17 protein-coding genes and 1 pseudogene are annotated in these 22,603 nt (G+C 47.1%); 4 read left to right on the top strand and 14 right to left on the bottom strand.

Going from position 1 to position 22,603, the window contains the following annotated elements; translation table 11 throughout:
• Positions 1-25 precede the first annotated feature (25 nt).
• From HMPREF2909_RS01660 to HMPREF2909_RS01640, 5 genes are all read right to left on the bottom strand, one after another.
• Complete coding sequence (locus tag HMPREF2909_RS01660; protein ID WP_071414982.1) at positions 26-2,467, bottom strand: S9 family peptidase; 2,442 nt, start codon at positions 2,465-2,467, stop codon at positions 26-28.
• On the bottom strand, positions 2,467-3,741 hold the full coding sequence (locus HMPREF2909_RS01655) for an App1 family protein (RefSeq protein ID WP_084797199.1): 1,275 nt from the start codon (positions 3,739-3,741) through the stop codon (positions 2,467-2,469). The genes HMPREF2909_RS01660 and HMPREF2909_RS01655 overlap by 1 nt, the downstream gene beginning before the upstream one ends.
• Positions 3,722-4,126 (bottom strand): glycine cleavage system protein GcvH, encoded by a 405-nt coding sequence (gcvH, locus tag HMPREF2909_RS01650; protein WP_071414981.1) that lies wholly within the window; start codon positions 4,124-4,126, stop codon positions 3,722-3,724. Before gcvH ends, HMPREF2909_RS01655 begins: the two co-directional genes overlap by 20 nt.
• A gap of 9 nt (positions 4,127-4,135) precedes the next feature.
• On the bottom strand, positions 4,136-6,067 hold the full coding sequence (gene nudC / locus HMPREF2909_RS09135) for an NAD(+) diphosphatase (RefSeq protein ID WP_022857087.1): 1,932 nt from the start codon (positions 6,065-6,067) through the stop codon (positions 4,136-4,138).
• A gap of 123 nt (positions 6,068-6,190) precedes the next feature.
• Positions 6,191-6,820, bottom strand: coding sequence for a DUF4916 domain-containing protein (locus HMPREF2909_RS01640; protein WP_071414980.1), 630 nt, complete (start codon positions 6,818-6,820; stop codon positions 6,191-6,193).
• Between the two features lie 144 nt (positions 6,821-6,964).
• Here HMPREF2909_RS01640 and trxA point away from each other — a divergent pair, with 144 nt between their 5' ends.
• The 4 genes from trxA to HMPREF2909_RS01620 all read left to right on the top strand — a co-directional run bounded on the left by trxA (position 6,965) and on the right by HMPREF2909_RS01620 (position 12,712).
• The gene (trxA, locus tag HMPREF2909_RS01635) at positions 6,965-7,315 is read left to right on the top strand and encodes a thioredoxin (RefSeq protein WP_071414979.1); all 351 of its coding nucleotides are present in this window, start codon (positions 6,965-6,967) and stop codon (positions 7,313-7,315) included.
• Between the two features lie 231 nt (positions 7,316-7,546).
• Positions 7,547-8,572, top strand: coding sequence for an aggregation-promoting factor C-terminal-like domain-containing protein (locus tag HMPREF2909_RS01630; RefSeq protein WP_071414978.1), 1,026 nt, complete (start codon positions 7,547-7,549; stop codon positions 8,570-8,572).
• 321 nt (positions 8,573-8,893) lie between these two features.
• The gene (locus HMPREF2909_RS01625) at positions 8,894-9,595 is read left to right on the top strand and encodes an ABC transporter ATP-binding protein (protein ID WP_071414977.1); all 702 of its coding nucleotides are present in this window, start codon (positions 8,894-8,896) and stop codon (positions 9,593-9,595) included.
• Between the two features lie 9 nt (positions 9,596-9,604).
• Positions 9,605-12,712 (top strand): FtsX-like permease family protein, encoded by a 3,108-nt coding sequence (locus HMPREF2909_RS01620; protein WP_071414976.1) that lies wholly within the window; start codon positions 9,605-9,607, stop codon positions 12,710-12,712.
• A gap of 268 nt (positions 12,713-12,980) precedes the next feature.
• Here HMPREF2909_RS01620 and HMPREF2909_RS01615 read toward each other — a convergent pair whose 3' ends face one another.
• The 9 genes and pseudogenes from HMPREF2909_RS01615 to HMPREF2909_RS01575 form a co-directional block, all read right to left on the bottom strand.
• Positions 12,981-14,357, bottom strand: coding sequence for an NCS2 family permease (locus HMPREF2909_RS01615; RefSeq protein WP_071414975.1), 1,377 nt, complete (start codon positions 14,355-14,357; stop codon positions 12,981-12,983).
• 140 nt (positions 14,358-14,497) lie between these two features.
• A complete protein-coding gene (gene pstB / locus HMPREF2909_RS01610) occupies positions 14,498-15,277 on the bottom strand; it encodes a phosphate ABC transporter ATP-binding protein PstB (RefSeq protein ID WP_071414974.1) in 780 nt (259 codons plus the stop codon).
• 17 nt (positions 15,278-15,294) lie between these two features.
• On the bottom strand, positions 15,295-16,377 hold the full coding sequence (gene pstA, locus HMPREF2909_RS01605) for a phosphate ABC transporter permease PstA (protein ID WP_071414973.1): 1,083 nt from the start codon (positions 16,375-16,377) through the stop codon (positions 15,295-15,297).
• Between the two features lie 114 nt (positions 16,378-16,491).
• Positions 16,492-17,481, bottom strand: a pseudogene (pstC, locus tag HMPREF2909_RS01600) (phosphate ABC transporter permease subunit PstC); the annotation flags it as partial.
• 3 nt (positions 17,482-17,484) lie between these two features.
• Positions 17,485-18,786 carry a phosphate ABC transporter substrate-binding protein PstS gene (locus tag HMPREF2909_RS01595; RefSeq protein WP_148130776.1) on the bottom strand — a complete coding sequence of 434 codons (1,302 nt, stop codon included), beginning with the start codon at positions 18,784-18,786 and terminating at the stop codon, positions 17,485-17,487.
• 738 nt (positions 18,787-19,524) lie between these two features.
• Entirely contained in the window at positions 19,525-20,424 is a 900-nt protein-coding gene (locus HMPREF2909_RS01590; RefSeq protein ID WP_071414972.1) for a cysteine ABC transporter substrate-binding protein, read from the bottom strand.
• 60 nt (positions 20,425-20,484) lie between these two features.
• Positions 20,485-21,294: an amino acid ABC transporter ATP-binding protein gene (locus HMPREF2909_RS01585; RefSeq protein ID WP_071414971.1), complete on the bottom strand. Its 810-nt coding sequence runs from the start codon at positions 21,292-21,294 to the stop codon at positions 20,485-20,487.
• Positions 21,287-21,961, bottom strand: coding sequence for an amino acid ABC transporter permease (locus HMPREF2909_RS01580; protein WP_071414970.1), 675 nt, complete (start codon positions 21,959-21,961; stop codon positions 21,287-21,289). Before HMPREF2909_RS01580 ends, HMPREF2909_RS01585 begins: the two co-directional genes overlap by 8 nt.
• Positions 21,948-22,601, bottom strand: coding sequence for an amino acid ABC transporter permease (locus HMPREF2909_RS01575; RefSeq protein WP_071414969.1), 654 nt, complete (start codon positions 22,599-22,601; stop codon positions 21,948-21,950). The genes HMPREF2909_RS01580 and HMPREF2909_RS01575 overlap by 14 nt, the downstream gene beginning before the upstream one ends.
• Between the last annotated feature and the right edge of the window lie 2 nt (positions 22,602-22,603).

Raw genomic sequence — 22,603 nt, 5'->3', positions numbered from 1 at the left:
GACCATAAAGTGACATCAGCGTCCGCTAGTTGGACATACCCATGATGTCGAGACACCACGCATTTTCGAGGGACACTTCTTCCCACTGCTTGTAACGTCCCGATACACCCCCATGACCTGCTTCTACCTCGATTTTCGCGAAAGCTTCTGCTACTACTTCTGGCTCGTTCAGGCGCGAAATCCATTTGAGAGGTTCTACGTAGAGAACGCGGGTATCGTTCATTGATGTAGTAATAAAGATGACTGGGAAGTAGTCGGTTCCGAAAGTATCTGCGCGCTGTTGAGCGCTCATAACATTTTCGTATGGCGTATACGACTTCATATAGTCATATACCTGAGCATTATGCAGAGGATCTCCCCACTCATCCCATTCCGTCACAGTTAGAGGCAAGGATTCATCCAAAATAGATGTGAGAGCATCAACGAAAGGCACATCTGCTTCAATTCCCGCATACAAGAATGGTGCCATATTTGCCACAGCTCCCATAAGCAAGCCGCCAGCGGATCCGCCGTTAGCAACAGTGCGATGTGCATCTGCAATACCGGCATGCTGCAAAGCAGCTGTAACATCAATAAAATCGTAGAAAGTGTTGATTTTATTGAGACGTCTTCCTTGTTCATACCATGCGCGCCCCATTTCTCCACCGCCGCGAATATGAGCGGTAGCAAAAATAACGCCTCGGTCTAACATGCTTGGTCGTGCCACAGACATGCCTGGTCCCATACTGCTTTCGTATGAACCATAACCAGTAATAAACATAGGAGCAGCATCAGATGGAGATTCACACTCTTGCACAGCGTACATGGCCGATAATTCTGGAGCAGTTAATTCGCTGCGGTCAGCCGACCACGCGTCAAGAGCGGGAACGAGTCCACGCTTCCACACAAGAGATACAGGAACACGCACTCCGTCACGCACTGTAACCCATAAGCGACGCTCTGCATAGGCTGTTTCGTCATAGTTGAGCACTGTTGCACGTTTAAGTAAACGGTCTTCACCTGTGAGAGGATTAAGTTCGCGCAGTTGGGAAGGTCTGGTATACGAGCCGAAACTATAGCGCACAACCGGAGCATCATATGACGGATTGGCAGAAAAACCGATAGATTGCAAAACAGTTGGATCATTTTCTCCCAGCAGCTCAAAGCTCCACGGACGCCCCTCCTGCCAATCTTCATACGCTTGTTTTTTGCTCATAATGGCGCAATGATGCAAACCGTTAGCACGATAGCCTAACGTAATAAAGTCTTTGTAGATTCCTAGACCGCCAATTTGTAAACCCGATGTGCCTTGCACAATAGTAGGATTATGCTCATTAAAGTACGGTGTGCTCACAGATTGGGCGCGATCTTCTTCGCTGGCTTGCTCACAACCATAATCCGAGCCCACAGCAATGCAATCACCATCGCCCAAGGAGTATGGTCCTTCGTGATTGCTCATATCGATAATATCAATTTCGAAATTTGGATGATTCACATTGTGAACCACAATAGCCACAGGAATATCGCTACCATCTTCAGCCATACCTTCGAAACGTGCAAAGCTCACATCATATTCCACGCCTTCACATCGCGGAATAAAAGCTTCAAAACGGCGAGAACGTGAGTCAGAGCTTGGCAGAAGTAGAGCTTCAATATCGTCAACAAGTAGATGAGACACTTCACTCGTTGTTTTCGAACTAGATTCGATAATAATCATGGATTCATCAAAAGATAAACCGCAACCCACCCAGAAACGTTCATCATCTTCTCGGAAAACTCGGGTATCCTCACTTACTAGTGTACCCACACGATGAAGCCAAATCTCACATGGTCTCCACGCATCATCAGTGCGCGTATAAAAAATCCAACGACCATCTGGAGTAGTAAAAGAACCCGGGCTTACGTTCCCAATCACATCTGGCAAATTCTGACCAGTGCTCAGATTACGCACATGCACATCGTAGCGTTCATTGCCATTCGTATCGATGCTATAAACCAGAAGCTCGCCTGCTTTATCTAAATCTAATCCTCCAGAACGGAAGAAATCATGCCCTTCGGCCTCTTTATTAGCATCAAAAATAACTTCTTCACCAGGCAGCGGAATATCTGGCTCTACTGTGGGAGCCGTCCAATCATTTTCATGCGCAATAGGAACGCGACATTGTTTACCATACTGTTGCCCCTCTTGTGTGCGCACAAAATACCAATATCCACCTATACGAGTAGGAACGCTCATATCTGTTTCTTGAACGCGACTTTTCAGTTCATCAAAAAGCGTGCTCATCAGCGGACGAAGACGCTGCGTAATAACATCAGCCACAGCATTATGTGCAGCCACATAGCCTTGAACCTCAGCGCTGTCTTTTGCACGTAGCCACTCATAGTTATCTATAAAACTATCACCGTGATGAGTGCGTTCTTGAGGTTTTTTAACGGCTTGAGGTATATCTGAACGTTCCAAACCGTACGCGGCGAGAAAATTAGTCATTAATGTTTACGTTTCTGTGAAGAGATGGATAACGAGACGACTTCAAGCGTTGGCAGCATAGTATTCATAAGGCTTACACCTGACTGCCCATAAAATACAGGCACATCAACATCAGGAATACTCGAAGCAGACAGCATAGCTGGTAAATCTTTCTCACTATAGGTGAGCTGGCGAATACCAATAGCCACAATGCGTCCTGGATATAACTTGGTTAAGCGAGCATACGTGGTTGGATCTTGCTGCCCGTCATCGCCAATAAGAATAAACTTCATATGAGGGAAGTCCGACATAAGCTGCTGCACAAATTCAAGCTTGTGCTGCACCCCACTAGGAATAAAAGTTTTCGGTCGCGGATCTATATCGCGCAACAAAATCAGGCCTTGAGGAAAACCGTGCACACGAATAAGTTCGCGAATAGTGCCCTCCACATTCCATGGAGATGTAGATAAGTAGAAGAATGGGGCGCCTGGGAACAGATCGCCAATCTTGTTGTAAAACACGCTCATACCTGGCACACTGGCTCGGTTACGTGGATTAACAAAAAGGAATTTCAACGCCGCTTTTGCCATATGAGGCACTTGAGACACCATAATAGTGTCGTCTACATCGGAAATAATGCCCACGGGAGAACCGTCAGGACTAATAAACAGCGGCGATGCCACAGGAGGACGCTTTCCTACCTGATACGTAATAGTGTGCGTTCCTGGAGTCATCGTGCGTGGAGCAAGCAAATCCAAATAACCATGCTCATCTGAACGAATAGCGCTTGCCGGCGATTGCTTTATATCGTGTACGCTTTCGAAGGTTGATAAATCGCCAACATGCCCTGCAAGCACAGGAATACCATCAATACTCACGCGCACAGGAACTCGAGGAGCTGGAACCAGAAAAATATTGCGAATGCCCCGCCCTAAACGGCGATGGAAAGTGCGTGCTGTAGATCCGTAAACAGTACGGCAAATAATGCGTGAGAACTTAGTGGTTCCATAACCCACATACGGTTCAACACGTGGCTTCCACCCAGCCTTGCGAGCGCTCGGCATGGATAAACCATACCAAGCGCCGAAAATACCCGTAACCAACCGTCGTCCCAGCTGAACAAGAGGCGGTTTTTTCTCAGTGCGCTCATGCACGGAAGGACGGTCAATGGTTGTGCGAGCGCGTTGCGCCATAATAGGACGCTGTTCCTTCGCATAACTAGAACGCTTTTTCTCTGTGTTTTTCTGGCGAACTGGACGGTTGGATTCCGAAGTATTATTTGGCAATGGCGGCATAACTTTCTGCGCTTAACAGTTCAGGTTCGTCTTCATCAAGTTCAATTTTGAGAATCCAACCCTCACCATACGGATCATTATTAATAATTTCTGGGTCATCGACCACATCGTTATTCACGTAGCGCACAGTACCCGACACGGGCATAACCATAGTGGAAATCGCTTTAGCAGATTCTAATTCCACTGGCTCGTCGCCTGCCTGAACTTGTGCTTCAACGTCAGGAAGATCAACAAAAACGAGGTCTCCTAACTGTTCTGCTGCATACTCAGTTATGCCCAGAACTGCAGGAGATACTGATGTATCAATCCACACGTGATCATCCGAATAATATAAATGTTCTGGAACGCTCAAATTTGGAGCATTATTACTTGTTGTTTCACTCATATTTTTATCTTAGCGTAATTGTGTTCCGTACCACTGCTCAATCATGCGCAAAGCGATAGATGCTTTACCGGGTAGTTCAATGCGTCCAGCAGCAAGAGCCTGCATAAACTCGTCTCGGCTAAACCACTGGGCATCTGCTACTTCGCTCGTATCTATGTTCAGCTGCGTATCGAGAGCGTATGCACCGTAGGCAAGCATCAGAGAACCTGGGAAGGGCCATGGTTGCGAACCCAGATAATGCACGGTATCTACTGTAATGCCCAGTTCTTCTTGAACTTCGCGATGAACTGCATGCTCTGTATTTTCTCCAACTTCCACAAAACCTGAGCATACAGAATAAACGCCATTCTCCCAGGCTTTATTATGCTGGAGCACAATACGATCTTCTGAATCGGTAATGCGCACAATCATCGATGGCTCTATACGAGGGAAATGAATATGTGCGTCTGAACCTTCACATTGCACAGTCCATCCGCCATTTATGCTGTGTGTGGCATGTGCACAGTATCCGCAATACCGTGTCTTACTGTGCCACAAGCTCAATCCCTGTGCCATTGCACCCAGCTGAGCCTGATGCACTGATAACAAGCCAGATACAGAACGGAAAATAGGCCAATCGTATTGCATAAGCGCACGGCTCACAAAAGTAGTAACCACGCTATGCGCTGTATCGTCGGTGAGCACATCAAAATCAAGGGCAATATATGTTCTCATCTCATCGTGCGCCGCATCGTAGAGTTCCCCCAAGTAGTAGAGAGCGTCAGGATGCTGCGCAAGAGTTTGCGCCACATACGAGCCTGCTAATTCTACAAGCCTGCGCATATGCCCAGTGTGTATAGCTGATTGTATGCCTGCTTTTGCCACAGCAATACGAGAGTTTTTCACAAGAACTACGAAAGTATTCTCGGCAGATAGAACATCGTGCCAATTATCTGGCGTTATCTGCTCGCGACGGTCAATATGCCAATTCACAGCGCCTTGAGTCATAGGAATATCGCTTAACAGCTCTCCCACACGCAAGGATTCAGCGTTTACGGTTAAAGGTAGCGCAGAGCAATCAGCAGATGGTGTTGACACGGAGCGTACGTCATCAACTAACTGAGCTAGAGCAGCAGCAACCTGTGCAGGCTTTTCATAACAGCTAAAATGCCCAGCGTCTTTAATCTCGGTAAAACGCATCTGAGATTGCTTCATAGCATCAGCAATCGGACGCATTACATCGGGTGCAGATGATGGGTCTAAGGAACCGCTGATAACTGCTGTTGGAACAGTAATCGTTCCTAAAGTATCATTATCGTCACGCCTACCTGCAGCCATACGTTGACGCCACGCCACTCCAGCAGGACTTTGTGAAGCAATCCACGCCATAAAAGTATGAATAAATTCATCGGATTTCTTAAAAGCTGAATCGTCATCTTGTGGCTGAGCAAAATGGAAAACTGGCTCAAGTGTTGCTTCACGTTCTAAACGTTCAGCAATAGCTAAACGGTTCGCGCGTTGAGCAGGAGTATCAGCATCTGCTTTTGTATCGCACAAGGCAATACCAGCAACAGCATCGCTAAACTGCCGCGCAATAGACAAAGTGGCGTAACCGCCCATAGAAATACCTGCAAAGATAGCACGATTAAAACCGGCAGAGTGCACAGCATGCACAATAGATGACGCCATGCGATCCATGGCTTGCGTATACGCACCATCATCGGCAATCTCGCCCACGCTTGCGCGATCGGGAACAGGATTCGTGCCCGCTCCAGGCATATCAACTGCAAGCACAGTTACGCGACCATGTGTCTGCTCAATAATCTGCGCTGCAGTAGCATCCCACACGTGATGATCAACTGGAAAAGCGTGAATAAGCACGAGCGGAATGTCGCTATGCCCTGCAGGAACAACAGCGCGATGATAAGTGTGCACAGGAATGTCGAAGTACTTTATGGCCATAGTTGTACGCTACCACGCGTGCTTTACTGTGGAAGTAGTTTACTGTAGAGGTTGCTCACTGTGAACGTCTGTGGCGCAACGATGCCTGAGAAGCAGCTCCTACTCACCTTTTACGCGCCTCTCCTACACGCCCGCGCTGGTTAAAGCCTGCACAACAATACGATCGAAACCATTAGGAAGTTGAGCTAAAAACTCAGGTCTTACTGCCTCACTTACGCTTACCCATTCCACGTCCAGAGTTTCATCCATAGGACGGCAATCACCGGCAATATCGACGATATAGCACAAAGCAACAGCATGTTGGCGCGCATCGAAGTAAGGACTTACTCCTGGAGTTGGGAAGAACTCAGCCACCATAAAAGGCTGCAGATTCACGGGAAGATGTGGCAAAGTCATATCGCCCAAATCTTTCGATATATTGCGCGCAATAGACTCACGAATCGTTTCGTGAAAGAGCACACGTCCTGTAATCAGCGTGCGCGAAACGGTGCCATCAGCATCATGAGCGGTTAGCAAAGAACCCACATACGCAATACGTCCCAAATCATCGGTTCGCACAGGAACAACAACAATATACGGCAGAGGCGTTTTTGAACGGACATCATCAATATCGCGACGCGATAACCATCCAGGAGGATTATGCGAGGACGAACCGCGCATAAAATCATCCGGAGTTATATCATCAAATTCGCTGCGCTTACAACCTGCATCAAAGTCGTCGCTATCAGGGACTTCATCATTGAGAACTGACATACACTTAATTATTGCACTTCACCCAGAGCAAAGTGAAGGGAATTTTCGTCACACTCAGAACGTTGAAACAGTTAAACTAGAAGTAGTACCGTTCTGCGCGAAACTTCGCGATATATAAGAAATTAAGAATACTGAAGGATATTTATGGCAACGCAGACTATTGAACAAGAAAAGTTTAACGATATTATTAGCAACAACAATATTGTTCTCGTTGATTTTTGGGCTACATGGTGCCCTCCTTGCCGCGCTTTCGGACCAGTATATGAGAAGGCATCTGAGAGGAACGAAGATATTTATTTTGGCAAGGTTGATATTGACCACAACCAAGATCTAGCTCAGGCTGCACAGATTCAGGCAGTGCCAACGCTGATGGCCATTAAGAACGGCACCGTTGTGTTCCAGCAGGCGGGCGCTTTGACTGCTTCTCAGCTTGACAGCGTTATTGAGCAGGTGCGCAATATTGATGTGGATGCTGAAGCTGAGACTGAAGCCTAGGATGAGGCTGAGTAAGCCTGAAGTGGCTAGAGGATTCGTATAGCATCTGCATAGCTGCCCAATTCTAAAAGCTGATTGCCCATATTTTAGCCTTTGAACACCGTTCATGGTAAAATTATGGGCAGTTGTGTAACTAGCTGCTATTAGGGCGGTTAGAGATGTTCGCGAGTCACATGCTCGCATACTTGAATAATTAAATATCGAGCATTATTCGCCAATCTGAGGAGCTTTATGCCTGGTCGTCACGGACAACCGATCGTACCATTACATAAAAAAATGACCCGCAAACACTGGATTGCAGCCAGCGCGGGTGCTGTAGCAGTTATTACTCTTGTCACCAGCACTGCTTTTGCAACCGTCAATTACTTTAACGGATCATCATCTTTGCATATTACTGCCTACTCTATTAACGATTTGGTCAGCAATAGTAAGGACGTATCGCGTAGTACGTTACGCTCTGCTTTGCGTAATAATGCGGGCGACTCCTCTGCAGATACCGAATACATTAAGGTTGTTATTAACGGAACCTCGCGTATGGTTTTGGGATCGGATTTTACTGATGTAAAGTCTGTTTTAGCTGCAGGAAATATTACTTTGGAATCAGATGATTCCGTCAGCCCTTCCCTCGACACGAAGGTGAAGGAATCCACTGTTATTAAAATTACGCGAGCTAACTCACAAGTTGAAACGGTTGAGCAATCTGTTGCATATAACACTGTAGAGATTGAAGACAGCACTTTAGCTGAAGGCGCTCGCAAAGTAACGGTTAAGGGCGAAGACGGCGTTGTTGAACAGACTAATTTGGTAACGAAGAACGCCGATGGCGTGGTCTCCACTTCTACTCTCACTGAGTATGTGAAAAAAGCTCCTGTGAATGAGGAAGTTCATGTAGGTACGAAGAAAGCAACAGCAAGCACATCTTCTGGTTCTTCTGCAAACCTTGGTACCACTGTTCCAGTCAGCGAAGCACAGTCTATTGCACATGAGATGGTTTTGGCACGCGGTTGGTCTGAATCTGACTTTACTGCTTTGGTGAACCTGTGGAATAAGGAATCTGGCTGGCGCACAACTGCTGCTAATCCTTCTGGAGCTTATGGTATTCCTCAGGCTCTTCCAGGAAGCAAGATGGCTTCCGCTGGTGCAGATTGGCAGACAAGCGCTACCACGCAGATTACCTGGGGCTTAGGCTATATTGCTGGTCGCTATGGTACGCCAACAGCAGCATGGGCACATTCTCAAGCTTATAATTGGTATTAAAGTGATTCATCTAATCCTTGCTGGTATTGAGATAGTTGAATAGCAGTTCGGATTAGTTTCGGATTAAGAGTCCCCGTGTTCAGTGCAAAAGTGCTGACGTGGGGACTTTGCGTGCAGTGGTGCTGCGGTGGCTGTAGTGTTGTGGCGGTTGTATCGCGTCGTACTTAACCGTTTCATACACCTCTTATGCCACTTATGATGCGGAAAAATGGCTTCACAAGTGGCATAACAGTTGCGCATATGAGCATTCCCCAAAAACCGATAAGAACAACCAACACGCTCCGATAGAGTTTCTGCCTCCACCTGTGCAAGAATGAGACTATGAGTTACATCGACGTACAGCATTGTTCCAAATTTTATACTGCAGGCGATAGCACAATCATCGCGAATAACGATGTAACTTTTAGCGTGGAAAAAGGCGAACTCGCTATTATTTTAGGAGCCTCGGGAGCAGGAAAATCAACCATGCTCAATATTCTCGGCGGTATGGATACCCTCAACGAAGGTCATGTTATTATTGATGGTCGCGATATTGCAGGATATTCCTCGCGCGAGCTCACTGCTTACCGCCGCACTGATGTTGGCTTTGTTTTCCAATTTTATAATCTTATCTCCAATTTAACCGCCAAAGAAAATGTTGAATTCGCTTCAGAAGTAGTGCGTAATGCTATGAGTCCGCAAGAGGCACTCACAGCTGTGGGACTATCTCATCGCATGAATAACTTCCCTGCTCAACTGTCGGGTGGCGAACAGCAACGTGTTGCAATTGCTCGAGCTATTGCAAAAAATCCTAAGATCTTGTTATGCGACGAACCAACGGGCGCTTTAGACTATCACACCGGTAAAGCGATTTTGCAGATTTTGCAAGATATGAGCCGCAAGAAAGGCTCTACAGTCATCATTGTGACGCATAACTCCTTAATTGCCCCTATTGCCGACCGTGTTATTCGCATGGCAGACGGTCGTGTGCGCAGTATTGATGTTAATCCTCACCCTCAAGACATTGCGGATATTGAATGGTAGGGGTGAGTTATGAGTTTATTGCATCGCACATTATGGAAAGATATATGGCGTTGCCTTATTAAATCAAAGGGTCGTTTCTTCTCTATTATGATTTTATTGGCTATCGGTTCTTTTGCTTTAGTAGGACTGAAAGTCGCATCTCCTGATATGGGCTTAACTGCCCAGCATTATTTTAATACTCATCATCTTGCTGATGTGCAGGTTATGAGCACGATGGGTTTAGATAAAACTGATTGCTCTCTTCTGCGCAAAATACACGGTGTAGAGCAATCCGAGTGCGGTTATCTTACTGATGTAACGCTGGGAACAAGCAATAAAGCTATCCGTCTTTTTTCCAATAGCTCTAAAATTTCTACTTACGAAGTCGTTAGCGGTCGTTTACCACGGTCTAACGCTTCCTCAGAAATAGCTTTAAGCAATCAATTATCTGGAACGTATAAAATCAGCCAAACAGTTGAGGCTCATGAGGATTCTCAGCAATCCGTTTTACGCACTAAAAAGCTAAAAATAGTAGGTTTCGTACACTCTGTAGAACTTATATCGACTATTAATCTTGGCCAATCACGGGTGGGTACCGGCTCTTTGGAGGGTTACGGAGTTCTCTCTCCCACAGCTTTTCGCACTGATTATTACACGCTGGCTCGTTTAACTTTTCGAGATATGCGCCAAATCAATCCGTATTCCAACGCATATACCGAGCGTTTACGCAAACATAAAAAGCAGATAGAGAAGGCTCTGGCTGGCAGACCTGAGCAACGCTTGGCAGAGATAAAAAAGGTAGCAACAGATAAACTGGACGCTGCTCAGCAAGACATTGACAGTAATACTGCCTCGCTTACCGAAAAGCAGGAACAGCTCAGCCGAGCGCAGGAGCAGTTTAATGCTCGAAAAATTGAGGCGCAGCAAGGCGAGCAGCGCAGTGCCGACGGTTTAGCTCAGCTCAACACAGCCAGAGAAAAACTTGATGCCACGCATGCCCAACTCGAACAGTTACGCGGGAATTTAGAGTATGCGCGCGAGCAGATTATTGCCGCGCAACATCAACTCGATGCTTTGCAGAACGCTCCCCCGTCTGCTGACAATACGCAGAACCAGCAGCTACGCGCTCAACTCAGCGCTCAACTTAATCAGCAAAGCGCAGCCTATAACGCGGCTTTAGCGCAATATGAAGCGGGTGTAGCTGAGTATGAGAAGGGTTTGCAAACCTACACGTATCAGCTGGCTCAGTGGGAGCAAGCGAATAGTCAGTTACGCGCTGGAGCTGAACAGCTCAAGGCTAACGAAAGCACGTTGAATTCCTCTCAAGCTCAGTTAGATGGCGCGCGAACGCAGCTCGATGAGGCTCGGCGGTTTTTAGACACGTCGCGCTCTGATACATTTAAGCAGCTCAACGAGTTAGAAGAGCCTGTGTATTCTGTTTACGGACGCAATGATTGGCCTGGGCATGAGGGCTACACGGTGTATTCTTCGTCCCCGCGCACGATTGACACGCTCTCGCATATTTTCGCGATTTTCCTGTTCTTTGTTGCCGTTATGGTTACGGTAGCTACAATGTCGCGTTTTGTGGATGAGGAGCGCACTAATGCCGGCAGTATGAAAGCTTTAGGGTACCCTGATACTGCGATTATGCTCAAGTTCGTGGTATATGGCGCTTTAGCCTCGCTGATTGGTTCGCTTCTGGGAAGTGCGCTCGGGCATGTGGTGTTACCAACAGTTATTTATGCAGCTCACTCCGACCGTTTTACTCTGCCTGCACTTGAATTACACTTTGATGGCGTTACCTCAATGATAAGCGTTGCCACTGCTTTAGCCTGCGCTACTGCGCCCGCTATTTTTGTGTGCCTGCGCGAGTTGCGCGAAAAACCTTCTGTTCTGCTTCTGCCGAAGCCTCCTGCAGCAGGTTCAAAAATTATTCTCGAACACATACCTGTGCTATGGAACCGCTTAAGCTTTACGTATAAAGTGACCTTGCGCAATATTATGCGTTATAAAGACCGCATGTTCATGACGCTTTTTGGCGTAGCAAGCGCTACAGCTTTACTCTTCGCAGGCCTCGGTTTGCAGTATTCAATTAATTCGATTAATAATCGTCAGTTTAGCGATTTGGTTCATTATGATGTGATTGTGTCCAGCTCCCCTTCTGCACAGACTTCCGCTGAGCAGAAGGCTCGGAAGGAGCAAAAAGCGCAGTTAGAGCAGGAGTTGCGATCTTCTGCCGTGCGCTCTTCAACTGCTGTACATTTTGAAACGGTATCGAAAGTGGCGGGACCCGATGATGAGGCACATTCGATTGCTCTTATTGCCTCGAACAAGCCTCGCGAGTTAAGTAAGTTTATGACGCTGTTAGACGCTTACTCGCATCGTCCTTTAGAACTGACAGATAAGGGCGCTATTATTTCGCATCGTTTGGCAAAGCTGACTGGGGTGCATGCTGGAGACACTTTAAGTTTCAAAGATGCTGATGGTCGTAGCAGATCTGTGCGCATTACGGGCATCAGTGAGATGTATATGGGTCATTACATGTATCTGACCGCTACCACATATAAGCGTGTGTTCTCCGCTGATTATGAAGCTCAGGGGTACCTTGTGCAGCTCAAAAACCGTAGCATTTCTTCTGTGGAGAAAGAGGCTGCGCGTCTGACTGAGCTGGATGCTGTGTCGGGCGTTGTTCAAAACGTGGCGCTTTCAGCTCAGATGGATACGATTGCGCAATCCCTCAACAAGGTGATGTTTGTGCTGGTGCTTGTGTCTATGTTGCTCACCTTCTGTATTTTGTATAATTTGACGAATATTAATGTGTCTGAACGTATTCGAGAGCTTTCTACGGTAAAAGTGCTGGGCTTCTTTAATGGTGAAGTAACTCTGTATATTTACCGCGAAACGATTATTTTGTCGTTGCTGGGCACACTTATGGGCTTCGGTTTGGGACGAGCTTTGCACGCATACATGCTGGAGGTGGTGCCTCCGAGTTCCACCATGTTTTATGAGGGGACGGGGCTATGGACGTATATCGTGCCGGCGGTGGCGATTGCGGTGGCGTTGGGGATGCTGGCGGCGTATGTGCATCATCGTTTGAGGAGTGTGGATATGTTGGAGGCGCTCAAAGCTGTGGACTAAGAGGTGCGCGGGTTTTTAGCGGAGTTTGGTTTGCTTTATTTGATTATTCTTGTACGGCAGACCGGAGCACTTGGGGGACGGTTCGTGAAATGTGACTTGGCATAGTGTTCCATGATTCACGTATGCGCGAGGACTTCAATCACTCCCTAAAATAATAGAACCGACCATACAGTCCAACAAAAACGGAGCAGCACAAACCCCACTAAGTCCAATGAACCACTAAAAAAGGGGAACGGTGCATAACACCGTCCCCTTCAGTCTTTACGCCTTAAATAATGGCTTGCAAAGTTAAATCAATAATAAACAGAAGAGCTACACCCCAAATAATTGGATGAACCTGCTTAGCTTCCTTCTTGCATACCTTTACTATGCAGTAGGTGATGAAGCCTGCTGCAATACCGTAAGAGATGGAGTAGGCGAAAGCCATGAATACGCCGGTAAAGAATGCTGGAATGGCTACAGTCAAGTCGTCCCAAGCGATTTCTGCGAAGGAGCTCATCATCATGCAGCCCACGATAACGAGAACTGGAGAAGTGGCTGCGCTCGGAATTGCAGAAATGAGTGGAGCGAAAACAGTAGACAGCGCGAAACCAGCGGCAACGATAACCGAGGTTAAGCCGGTACGACCGCCCGCAGCGATACCTGCAGCCGACTCTACATAGGTAGTGGTGTTCGAGGTACCGAGCAAAGAACCAATAGATGTAGCCGTTGCGTCAGCAAACAGAGCCTTATCCATCTTGGAGCTGAAGCCAGCGTGCTCTTCCATCTGCTTCTCATCATCAGCAGAGAAGATACCTGCGCGGCGGCCGGTACCGATAAAGGTGCCGATCGTGTCGAAAGTATCGGACAGAGAGAAAGCGAAAATGGTGACGAGGACCAGAGGCAGACGTGCTGGGTCAGCGAAAAGCGCTGGGAAACCCTTTGGCGTAAAGATAGCGAAAGCAGTTTCTGGCAGCTGCTGGAACGACTGTACGATGCTGATGGACTTGCCCATAGATGTGAGACCGTAAGGGATGCCGATAAGCGCGGCTACCGCGATAGCGATTACGAAAGCGCCCTTGTTGAGCCATGCGAGCTGAGCTGGGAACTTAACGACGAGCAGAACGATAGCAACGATGAGGCCAATAAGGAAGACCTGCAGCTGAGGATCTGCGAAAGAGGAGAGCGCCGGAGCGCCCGATTCGAAGTTAATGACCTTAATGTTGAGCAAGCCAACGTAAGCGATAAAGATACCGATACCGCCGCCAATAGCGTGCTGAAGCATTGGCGGAATGGACTTAATAATCATCTTACGCAAGGATGTAGCGGTAATAATAATGTTAATAATGCCGCAAATAAATACCATAGACATGGCTTCTTGCCACGTAAAACCAACACCTTTCACAACAGTGAAGGTGAAGAAGGCGTTGAGACCCATACCTGGAGCTAAACCGTATGGAACGTTAGCAAACAAGCCCATAATAAGGGTACCAACAATAGAGGCGATAATGGTTGCCAAGAATACTGCGCCCCATGGCATACCGGTTTGTCCCAAAATACTTGGGTTCACTGCAATGATGTAGGCCATTGCAAAGAAGGTGGTTAAACCTGCGGTTACTTCAGTAGATACCGAGGTACCGTTCTCCTTCAACTTGAAGAAATCCATTGTCTTCATTTCTTTCTCTCTAGTGATAATAAATGCAAGGCGCGGCACACCAGCCGTCGCACCCGCCCAACCCAATCAGCGCATAGTGTGCACCGACAATAAAGCCGAGACAGCACCCACAGGCAATCTCGGTTCTATTCTTAGCCGAAACGACCAGAAATATAGTTTTCTGTTTCTTCGGATCGTGGATTGGAAAAAATTGTTGTCGTGTCATCAATTTCAACAAGATGACCCGGTTTTCCTAATCCTTGAGTGTTAAAGAACGCCGTTGTATCGCTCACACGTGCAGCTTGCTGCATATTATGCGTCACGATAACAATGGTGAACTCATCTTTTAACTCGCCAATCAAGTCTTCAACTGCCAGGGTGGAAATAGGATCCAATGCAGAGCATGGCTCATCCATGAGCAATACCTGAGGATGCACAGCCACAGCACGCGCAATGCATAAACGCTGTTGCTGACCACCTGATAATCCAACTCCTGGTTTATCTAAACGATCTTTCACATCATTCCATAAGGCAGCTCCGCGCAAAGCCCACTCCACCACAGCGTCGGCATCGGACTTAGAAATGCGCTTATTGTTGAGCTTAACGCCTGCAAGAACGTTATCGCGAATAGACATTGTTGGGAATGGATTAGGACGTTGGAATACCATACCCACATCGCGACGCACAGCTACTGGATCAGTATCGGGGGCATATAAATCCTTACCCTCTAAAAGTACTTCACCAACAACGTGAGCACCTGGAGTTGTTTCATGCATACGATTGAGTGTGCGCAAAACAGTTGATTTTCCACAACCAGATGGTCCAATAAAAGCAGTCACCTTATTGGGTTCAATCACCATATTCACATCGTCCACAGCATGAAAATCGCCATAGTAGACGTTGAGATGATTCACATCAATACGTTGTCCCATGAGTTACCTTTCAGACCTTACTTCGTCTTCACCGAGAAAATCTTAGCAATAAGACGACCAATAGCATTCAAAATAAGTACGAGAATAATCAAAACTAAAGCTGCTGCCCACGCGCGTTCCATGCGGATTCCTGGCACGCACAAACCAACAGTCTCCATGCCAATCTGCGATATGGCTGGACACGATGCCATACCCTGCTGGAACTCGTTATATACGTATACCGGCAACGTGGTCATACGACCGGAGAGGAGGTTAAAGTTCGTACTCGAAATAGATCCTGCAGCAATAAGCAGTGGAGCTGTTTCACCAATCACGCGAGCAATAGCTAAAATAACGCCCGACACAATACCTGGCAAAGCAGTGCGCAAAACTACGCGAATAATAGTGCGATATTTCGGCACACCCAGCGCATACGAAGCCTCGCGCAAATCAACAGGAACAATAGAAAGCATTTCTTCTGTAGAACGCACGATGGTAGGAATCATCAAAATCGATAATGCAGCAGAACCAACAAAACCGTTCACTGTTCCCGGGCCAAAGAGCAAACTAAACATAGCGTAGGCAAACAAACCCGCCACAATCGACGGAATACCGCTCATCACGTCTACAAAGAAAGAAATTGCTTTATGTAAGCGTTTCTTAGCAGAATACTCCACCATGTATACAGCGGTCATAATACCTACTGGAACGGAAATAATAACGGCCCCCAAAGTAATTTCTAAGGTGCCAATGGCTGCGTGAAGAATGCCTCCGAAAGGATACAAACCGCCAACAACACCGCGCATATTATGCGTAAGGAAGTACCAGTCAAAACGCCTCGCACCATTAACAACCGTGGTATAAAGCACGGAAATCAGAGGAATAACGGCAATGAGAAATGCTGTGTAAATTAACACGCGCATAAGCAGATCTGTGCGTTTGCGAGCAGCTAAGGAAGATCGTGAAGGCTTGAGCTTGTCGAAGTCAGGGGTTGGGGAAGACTGAGCCGATAGCGAAACTTGAGTCGTTGGCTCGAGCGTGGTAGTGTGCGTTGTTTCTTGAGGCGTTGCTGCGCGAGCGGTTGCCGCGCTGGAAGTGCGCGATGCTTTCTGATTAACCATTTACTTGCCTCCTTTCTGAATGCTCTGCGTATCGGCTCGGTCAGCGGCAGTATTTTTGCGAGCGCTGAAACTATTCGCCCAGCGCTTCATCAACTTCTTTACCCAACTAGAGTCAGAACGACGATGGGTTAAACGTCGAGCGGCATAGTTCACAATAAAAGTAATAACAAAAAGAACCAAACCTGAAGCGATTAAAGTGGATACGCCAATAGAATCAGCTTCTGGGAACTGAGCGGCGATGTTAGCAGCAATCGTCTGATTTTGTGACGCGGTAAACAGATGCAAGGAATAGGTGCTGCCAGGAGACAAAATCATAAGCACAGCCATTGTCTCACCTAAAGCTCGACCTAATCCGAGCATAGAAGCGGACATTAAACCGTTAGCTCCGAAAGGCAAAACAGACAGTTTAATCATTTCCCACTTCGTAGCACCTAAAGCCAAAGCAGCTTCTTGCTGGAGCAATGGAGTTTGCACGAAAATATCGCGTGCCATAGAAGTGATAATCGGCAAAATCATAACTGCCAGAACCACAGCAACCGTAGCAATCGTGCGCGGAGGATTAGACACAGAGCCTGCGAACACCGGAATCCATCCGAAAACTTTGTTAATCGCCGACCATACAGGATACATGTGCGGCACAAGCACCAAAGCTCCCCACAAACCATAGACGACCGACGGAATAGCGGCCAGCAAATCGACTACGGAACTTAAAACAGAGCTAAGTTTTTTGGGTGCATAGTGCGAAATGAATAGAGCGATACCCACCGCAACAAAAAATGCTAAGGCGAGCGCCAAAGCGGAAGCGAGAACGGTTCCAAAAATCAGTGGTCCCACGAATGCTAAGAAACTTGTAGTGCGTCCGCCAGTAAAAGAAGAAATAACGTGGGCGGCAGCTTCGCGATTTCCTACAAAAACAGGGCTTGCTTGGATGAGTAAGAACACAAAAACAGCCGCAAGCACGCAAAGAATAAGAACGCCAGCAGCAACTGCACACCAGCGGAAAAGCTTGTCGGCGGTAATTTTTTTTAGACTGGCTTTTCCAGTGGTGTTTGCGGCGCTGTTTCCGGCGCTGCTATTAGCACTGTTTTTCATGCGGTTTTTCATGATTTACGCAAACTCCTTGGAGAGGGCGGAGGTTATCTCTTGGGGATGCGCAAAATTATTTTTATTTACCACAGTACGCAATGTAGTCATCGTTTTAGCAGTATTCTTCGCAGCACTGAACGTAGCATTGCTTGAAATATTAGCGCGCGCAGTATTGACTGCAGACACTGCTTTCTTTGCTGAAGAAGTCGCGCCAGAAGAGCTATCATCTGCAGAAATATCGCCGACCGCTTTCATCATCTGCTCGCGCAACGCACTAGGCAGTGGAGCCGCGCCAGCATAGTCCTCGGATACTTCCTGCCCCTCATCGCTGAGCACGTAAGTGAGCCACTGCCGCACAAATGTTGCCGTTCGCGCGGACTTGTAGGTGGTGCACGCCACTTCATAGCTCACCAAAGCGATAGGATACACGCCCGACTTCTTTGTGGCGTAGTCCACGTCAACGATATAGCGGCCGTTCTTGAGGGCTTCTGCATTGAGCGGTGAATGGTTAATCAGTTGTGCTGTTGCCTTAGCGCTTGGCTGCACATACTCTTGCCCCACTTGCACAGAAACCGTGCCAAGGTTGGAGACTTGCGCGAAGTCCGCATAGCCGATTGTGCCCTGAGCCTGCCCGATTGTCATTACCACGCTGGGCGTTCCTTTGGCTCCCTGACCGATAGTGTATGGCCATGTTTCGGTAGGATCGTTCGTCCAGTCTTGTGGCGCAGCCCCACGTAAATATGTTTGGAAAGTTTTAGTGGTGCCTGATTTGTCGGAGCGCCATACTGGGGTAATGGCTAAGTTCGGTAATTTGGCTGCGATGCTTGGATTTTCTGCAATGATAGCTGGGTCGTTCCAGCGGGAAATGCTTCCGTTAAAGATTTTAGCGAGGGTTGCGGGGGACAATTGTATGTGAGCGTCTTGGAGGCCGTACTGCGATAGGTTGTATGCGATTGCGATAGGCGAGACATAGGTTGGAACTTCGAAAGCTGTGCCTTGGGCGCATACTGCCTGCGATTGCTTGACTTGGCTATCACTTAGCGGAGCATCAGTTCCTGCCCAAGAGACAGCACCTGTAAGAAAAGTATTAACTCCAGCACCCGAACCTGATGGATCGTAAGAAATAGCTGCGTTCTGTTGACCTGCACTGTATCCAACAATCCACGCATCAACAGCTGATTTTTGAGACGACGCACCAGCAGCAGCAAATTCACCACTTAATGCTTCGAGTTTACGTGCGCTCCACTGCGAATCTGTTAGCGCCGAACTAGGCGTATTATCTCCACACGCCGATAACGCAAAAATACTTGCACCTACAAGCATTGAAGTTATAAGCCGACGCCAAGGCGCCAAAACATCTCCCAATGCAGGATGGTGACTGTGTGTGCGATGCATAACTTCTCTCACTACTGACAACTCATCAACAGTAGATATTTTACAGTACCCTCCTATATAATCGATAACGCTTACAACACTCAGGAATCCTTTAGTCCACTTACAGATAATTTTCAAGTGCGACACGCCTTTAATTTTCACCCAAAAGTGTTATATTGATCAAAGTTTCTTCGTATTTTTTTGAGAAAATTGAAAACACCTGATATATTTTATTCAGGCCAATGTTTCCTTTTTACCCTCTTCTCTTGGACTCATTGGCTCTTCTCTTTTTTGTTTTATATCAATCTGTTTGATTTACGCATTAACTAGAACGCAAGCGCCCAAGCCAATAGGTTTTATACGTCAAAAACAGCACGCGTTGTGTGTAACGTATCTGCTCACGCGTTAAAGACGCAACTGCACAAGCCTGAGCAGATACGTAAACCCTGCAACACAGTTATGGTTTATTACGAAGTCATTCGCGTGTTATCTTAAGCTTGCCCCACAATATGCGGGTTATAGGCCAAAATGTGTTGATAGTAAGCCTTCTTCCATCTTTAACCTTCACGCATAGGCACAGTCGTTGAATACCACAAACACTCCATACAAGCATCAAAATGGCGGAAGCTCCCCTTCCGAGGAAGCCTCCGCCTTATATACAGATTTCCTACACAGGTTTGCACAGCTTTAGAGCTTGCCACCTTCAACAACGATTTCATCTGCATTAATAGAATCACCATAAACTGACAGCAAGGTTTCTTCGTAATCCTTGTGGAAGAACTGCTCACCTGCTAAGGTGTCAATCTCTTTGTTGATCCAATCGAGCAGAGTCTTGTTGCCCTTCTTCACGGCTGGAGCAATGGTGTCAGTATCACCCAAAGAAGTAATACCCACCTTGAAGCCCTTGTTAGACTTAGCCCAAGTCAATACCTCAGTATTGTCAGTGGAGAATGCGTCACCACGGCCATCAAGCAAAGCGTTATAAGCATCAGCGTACTGATCATACTTTTGCAGCTTTACTTCAGGATGCTTCTCTTCGAAGTAGGTTTCTGCAGTCGTTCCCTTAGCAACAATCAAGGTCTTATCCTTCAACTGATTTACATCAGTAATTTCTGCGCCTTCAGGAGATACAACGCCCAAAGCAACCTTCATGTATGGCTTAGCAAAGTCAACCTTCTTAGCACGCTCTTCAGTAACCGTAAAGTTAGCCAAAGTAATGTCTACCTTATTAGAAGACAAAACGTCTACACGAACAGCAGGATCTACAGAAGTGTACTCAATCTTTACACCCAAATCCTTTGCCAAACGCTCAGCAAAGTAAACATCGTAACCTTGGTTCTTACCATCTTTATCTACATAACCGAATGGAGCTTTATCAGTAAATACAGCTACCTTCAAAACGCCCGACTTCTTAATATCATCTAAAGTGCGGGTGCTCTTTGAAGCAGTTGACGACGAGCCAGATGCGCTGCTGCTGACCTGTGGACCGCATGCTGCAAGACCAACCGTCAGGGAAAGTGCAGCCATACCAGCAACGATGTGACGTGCGTGCTTTTTAACTTGTGCGAGTGCTGAAACGATGTTCATACGCTCTCCTTATCTCTCTCTGCGATTTATTATTTCTGGGCTTCACTCATGCGGTGACGCTCAAATGCGGTGACGCTCAAACTTAAAGGTGTTGAGGAACTGCTGAGCACGCTCAGTACGAGGATGCTCAAAGAATTCGTCACTATTGTGTGACTCCTCAACAATGGAACCGTTCTCCAGCAAAACCACATGATCGGCTACTGCACGAGCAAAACCCATTTCGTGCGTCACGATCATCATGGTCATGCCTTGATCGGCAAGCTCAACAATAACGTCCAGAACTTCGCGCACCATTTCTGGGTCAAGCGCGGCTGTTACTTCATCGAACAGCATAATATCTGGATGCATAATAAGGGAACGTGCGATAGCTACACGCTGGCGCTGACCGCCAGAAAGCTCACGTGGCTTCGATTGCGCACGATTCTTGAGACCAACGCGATCGAGCAGCTGTAAAGTCTCTTGCTCAACTTCCGCTTTATTGCGCTTTTGCACAATAATTGGAGACATTGTTACGTTACCCAGCACGCTTTTGTGTGGGAACAAGTCATAGCTTTGGAAAACCATGCCAATACGTGTGCGCAAATCCGCTGGACGCCTGTTAAAAGTAACGCTCTGTGAAGCGATTACTTCATTATCTAAGCAAATTTCTCCGCCTTGGATTGGTTCCAAACCTGCAACGGTGCGTAATAACGTTGACTTTCCGGAACCTGAAGGCCCCAGCACAACAGTTACCTTACCGCGAGGAATATTGAGGTTAATACCGTTGAGCACAGGAGCTTGTGCATGTGGGTACTGCTTGACGACCGCATCAAAAACAACGGCATTATCTGCTGATTGATTCTTTGCTTCGTTTTGCGTTTCGTTACTCATGAGACCACTTTTTCTCTAAATATCCTGCAATAAGGGACAACGGCCAACTAATAAAGAAGTACATAAAGAAGATGACACCATAAATCCACAGCGCTCCTTGAGGATGCGTCATGCGATTGACATCGATGATTTGCTGACCAACTTTAATCACTTCTACTACGCCGAGCAATACAGCTAATGATGTTGTTTTGACCATGCGGGTAGCCAGGTTTACAGATGCTGGCAAAAGACGACGCAAAGCTTGTGGCAAAATCACGTAGAAGAAGCTCTGAGTGGAGTTCATACCCAACATTTGTGCATTTTCACGCTGTGAGTTCGGAATCGACTGCAAAGCACCACGTACCAAATCTCCCAGCTCAGCTGCACCCCACGCAATAAACACAATAATTGTTGCGAAAGTTGCATCAAAGTTCACGTTCCATGCGCGAGCAAAACCATAATACACAATGTACAGCAAAGCTAGCTGAGGCATAATGCGAATAATATCCAAGTAAATGCGCATAATCAGACGCACAAACTTATTATCCACAGTCATAAGCCAGCCCACAATAATGCCTGCAGGAAGAGAAGCGAGAACGGATACGCCAGCAATCCACAAAGTTACAAGAAGGCCCTCAAAAAGGCGCGGCATAACGGAAGGCTGGAAAAGAATATCAATTCCTTGCATAGTCGAACCTCCTCTCCAACCATGTGCCAATGAGGGAAATAGGCAGCAGCACAATCAGGTATGAAGCTGTAAGCAGAACAAGGGCTTCATAGGTGTTGTAATCATTGCCCATAATGTCTTTTGCCTCATACATAATGTCCGCGAGCGCGATAGCAGAAACAACAGATGATTCTTTAATCAGGAAGATGACGTTTGCTATAACGCCTGGCATTGCAGTGCTAAGCGCCTGAGGCAAAATAACGCGCGAGAAAATCTGCACACTATTCATGCCCAGCATTCGTGCTGACTCACGCTGTATAGGAGCAACCGCATCCAAACCGCCACGCAGAGCTTCTGCCATATATGATCCACCCAAGAAGGCGAGACCCACAATTGCTGACTGCGTTGGCGACCAGCGCACACCAAGTTTTGGTAATCCAAAGTAAATAAAATACAGCTGCACCAGTAACGGGGTATTGCGGCTGAGTTCAATATAGACGCGAATAATCTGACGGACTACGGGAACGCGAGCGCTTTCAATTGCTGCCGCGAAAACACCAATGATAAGGGAGAGCACTATTCCCCACACCGACACATTGAGTGTGACCACAAGTGCCTGAGCAAAAGTGGGAATTTCTTCAAGAATAAATGGCCAGTTCACGT

The sequence above is a fragment of the Alloscardovia sp. HMSC034E08 genome (genome assembly GCF_001813415.1).
Classification (GTDB): Bacteria; Actinomycetota; Actinomycetes; order Actinomycetales; family Bifidobacteriaceae; genus Alloscardovia; species Alloscardovia omnicolens.
This window is presented reverse-complemented; position numbering and strand designations above follow the sequence as displayed.

Coding starts and splice junctions, on each gene's coding strand:
- HMPREF2909_RS01615 (WP_071414975.1), bottom strand. CDS start 14,357: ATGGATTTCTTCAAGTTGAAGGAGAACGGTACCTCGGTATCTACTGAA.
- HMPREF2909_RS01580 (WP_071414970.1), bottom strand. CDS start 21,961: ATGCAAGGAATTGATATTCTTTTCCAGCCTTCCGTTATGCCGCGCCTT.
- HMPREF2909_RS01585 (WP_071414971.1), bottom strand. CDS start 21,294: ATGAGTAACGAAACGCAAAACGAAGCAAAGAATCAATCAGCAGATAAT.
- HMPREF2909_RS01655 (WP_084797199.1), bottom strand. CDS start 3,741: ATGCCGCCATTGCCAAATAATACTTCGGAATCCAACCGTCCAGTTCGC.
- HMPREF2909_RS01660 (WP_071414982.1), bottom strand. CDS start 2,467: ATGACTAATTTTCTCGCCGCGTACGGTTTGGAACGTTCAGATATACCT.
- HMPREF2909_RS01625 (WP_071414977.1), top strand. CDS start 8,894: ATGAGTTACATCGACGTACAGCATTGTTCCAAATTTTATACTGCAGGC.
- pstB (WP_071414974.1), bottom strand. CDS start 15,277: ATGGGACAACGTATTGATGTGAATCATCTCAACGTCTACTATGGCGAT.
- HMPREF2909_RS01590 (WP_071414972.1), bottom strand. CDS start 20,424: ATGAACATCGTTTCAGCACTCGCACAAGTTAAAAAGCACGCACGTCAC.
- HMPREF2909_RS01595 (WP_148130776.1), bottom strand. CDS start 18,786: ATGCTTGTAGGTGCAAGTATTTTTGCGTTATCGGCGTGTGGAGATAAT.
- trxA (WP_071414979.1), top strand. CDS start 6,965: ATGGCAACGCAGACTATTGAACAAGAAAAGTTTAACGATATTATTAGC.
- HMPREF2909_RS01620 (WP_071414976.1), top strand. CDS start 9,605: ATGAGTTTATTGCATCGCACATTATGGAAAGATATATGGCGTTGCCTT.
- HMPREF2909_RS01640 (WP_071414980.1), bottom strand. CDS start 6,820: ATGTCAGTTCTCAATGATGAAGTCCCTGATAGCGACGACTTTGATGCA.
- nudC (WP_022857087.1), bottom strand. CDS start 6,067: ATGGCCATAAAGTACTTCGACATTCCTGTGCACACTTATCATCGCGCT.
- pstA (WP_071414973.1), bottom strand. CDS start 16,377: ATGGTTAATCAGAAAGCATCGCGCACTTCCAGCGCGGCAACCGCTCGC.
- HMPREF2909_RS01630 (WP_071414978.1), top strand. CDS start 7,547: ATGCCTGGTCGTCACGGACAACCGATCGTACCATTACATAAAAAAATG.
- gcvH (WP_071414981.1), bottom strand. CDS start 4,126: ATGAGTGAAACAACAAGTAATAATGCTCCAAATTTGAGCGTTCCAGAA.